This window comes from Arenibacter nanhaiticus (assembly GCF_900141935.1).
In the GTDB taxonomy this organism is placed as follows: domain Bacteria; phylum Bacteroidota; class Bacteroidia; order Flavobacteriales; family Flavobacteriaceae; genus Arenibacter; species Arenibacter nanhaiticus.
This window is the reverse complement of sequence record NZ_FQYX01000068.1, coordinates 1-2,595: the sequence shown is the minus strand read 5'-3', so window position 1 is coordinate 2,595 and position 2,595 is coordinate 1. Positions and strand designations below refer to the sequence as shown.

Below are 2,595 nucleotides of genomic sequence, written 5' to 3'. Positions count from 1 at the left end.
TTTCATTATCGAACCGCCGTATACGAGACCCGTACGTACGGTGGTGTGAGGGGTGCACTCCGTCATTAGATGGCGGAGCCACCCACTCGATTGTAAGTGGTTTTTTACATTTTTAAATTTAATACAAAAAATGGGAATAAAACCAGGATAGTTTGCAATAAGAGAATGATAGGTACACTTTTTCGTAAGCCTCCCGTAACATATTGATCTAAACTTTGCGGTTTAATCAGTCTGTTACGGCACAGAAATCCAGCCCAAAGGCCTTATTATCAACAACATTGGCCCGAAAAATTTGACTTTCTCGAAATTTTTACCGTCCTTGTTCAAGTAGTTTTTAACGTTCCCAACGTTTGGATAGCGAGCTCTCCACGCTGATAAGCTAAACTACTTGGGCAATATCCGCCTGAAATGGTCGAATATTTCCCCCGTCGATAACAAGGCCTTGGCTATTCCGTCCAGTCTTCACAAACTAGCTCACGTAATACTTGCGAAAAAGTACAACAGCGATTGCAAATTACTTACAACGCCCAAGCTATGAGTAGTGCGGGAGCAAAGAAGCAATGTCCATTCCTGCTCGCACCATGCCAAAGCACTTTGTTTGCGTTTATTTTTTAAATTTCAAATGCCAAATCAAACTGATTTGGCGACATTATAAATATAGACAAAACTTTGACTTGTAGACCAGGGCCCGCATTACTTATAGGTACTGTTGGCAAATCGTTTTTTATTTTTCCATTATTACTCGTTCCTTAAATACGACTTCGAGGATTTCCTTCAGGTCGTTAAGTTCCTTATTGGTCAAGTCAAGTCCTATTTTCAACTTATCTCCAGACCAGCTGATTTCAAAATTATCTCGACTTAACCTCACGGTCATTTTATCTTCAAGATCCAGTTCTGTGTCAGATTCTGATGATTCAATGTGGTAATAGCTATACTCAAAGTCGTCTTCTGGGTAAGTCTTTTGAATTAATAGATACTTTCTTTGCGAATTCATAATCTCATCAATAGTTTTGAATTGATCATCTGCACTTTTAGAGTCGGAAAAAATTATGGTACAACCCAACTCCTCGTCTGAAATAGTCAATTCTTCACATTGAAAGTTCATTGTCGTCATTAGTAAAAGATTTGTTTGGTAAAGTGTTTTTTATTTTTCGTCCGAGTAAAAGCTAGCGTTTTGCTTCCGTACTGAGTGCGTCTGAGTAAGAAAGTCTTGCGTACCCCTCCGTAGTCCTCCGAATCGAGCTAAAATCCATTTACGCATGAGCGAGAAGTCAATCATCTATCCGAGTTTTAGCGCCTAGAATTATGAATCAAGGACAAGCTTGTCTACTTGCCCAAAATGTTTGCCAACGGTCTAGTATATGAAACGTAGCGTATAAATAAACACTAACTTTTCGGATTATACACGAGCCAAATTTTTATTTTTTCTATTTATCTTTAATTTTTTAAATATACAAAAATAAAAATTTGGTGGACTTAATAGAGAAGCAAAAACCTCTCGGAAAGCCTGTAATAGCTATGTTTTATAGCATCTATGTAAAAGCAGTAAGTCGAGTATCTTTAAGATGAACTAAAAATTAAAGATATGAACACTCAAATTACTGCCACACCTAAGTTATTCATTGGTATCGACATACACAAGCGTAGTTGGAAAGTACATTGTGCGACTGATCTTTCATCCGGCAAGACTTTTAGCATGCAGCCTCATGCGGAATTGCTTTTGGAATATGTAACCAAACATTATCCAGCTTATGAAGTGTCTACCGCCTATGAGGCAGGCTGCTGCGGGTACCACGCACATCGTTGCTTTGTAAGTTACGGTTGGCGCTCATTGGTAGTCAATCCAGCCGATATTTTCAGAAAGGGCAAGGAGCGTCACACTAAGACAGACCGAATAGACGCGCAGCTTATAGCGCGTGAATTAAAAGATGACAGACTGAGTAGTATATGTGTGCCAGATAAATGTAGAGAGCAATTACGTAGTTTGTTTCGTCGTAGGAATGATTTGGTAAAGGATATGCGTCAGATCAAGAGCTATATCAAAATGCAGTTGTTGTATTATGGTATTAGCATACCACAGGATCTTGATAACGACCATTGGAGCCATAAGTTTAGGGATTGGGTTGATAGTCTGGATTTTGAGTATGATACTGGCAATGAAGTTTTGCGAAGCCGTATGCGCAGCTTTCGGTTTATTGATCAGGAGTTTCGTGATGTTTCTACATTATTGCGTCGATATACTAAAATACATTTCAAGAAAGATTATATGCTTTTACGAAGTATTCCTGGGATAGGTCCAATAGTTGCCAGTGGTATTTTGAGTGAATTGGGAGACCTACGCCGTTTTAAGAATATTAAACATTTGGCCGGATATGTAGGTCTGGCGCCGGGCATTTACCAAAGTGGTGATACCGTCCGCCATACCGGTGTGAGTATGCGTGCTCACCGCTTAATACGAAGTTATTTCATAGAAGCTTCTTGGCAGGCTATTCGAACAGATCCCGTGATGCAGGGCTATTACCGCAAGCATCATGGAAAAAATGTGAAGAGTGTCATTGTAAAGGTAGCTAGGAAACTATTAAGTAGAACATTAGC

General features: G+C 39.4%; 2 protein-coding genes. One reads left to right on the top strand and one right to left on the bottom strand.

Translation table 11 applies throughout. The features are described 5' to 3' along the window. Nucleotides 1-724: 724 nt before the first annotated feature. A complete protein-coding gene (locus BUA16_RS18050; protein WP_072766099.1) occupies nt 725-1,105 on the bottom strand; it encodes a hypothetical protein in 381 nt (126 codons plus the stop codon). Nucleotides 1,106-1,585: 480 nt separating this feature from the next. On the opposite strand from BUA16_RS18050, the gene BUA16_RS18045 reads away from it, so the two are divergent. Beyond that, on the top strand, nt 1,586-2,595 hold a 1,010-nt coding region (locus BUA16_RS18045; RefSeq protein ID WP_072766098.1), incomplete at its 3' end, for an IS110 family RNA-guided transposase.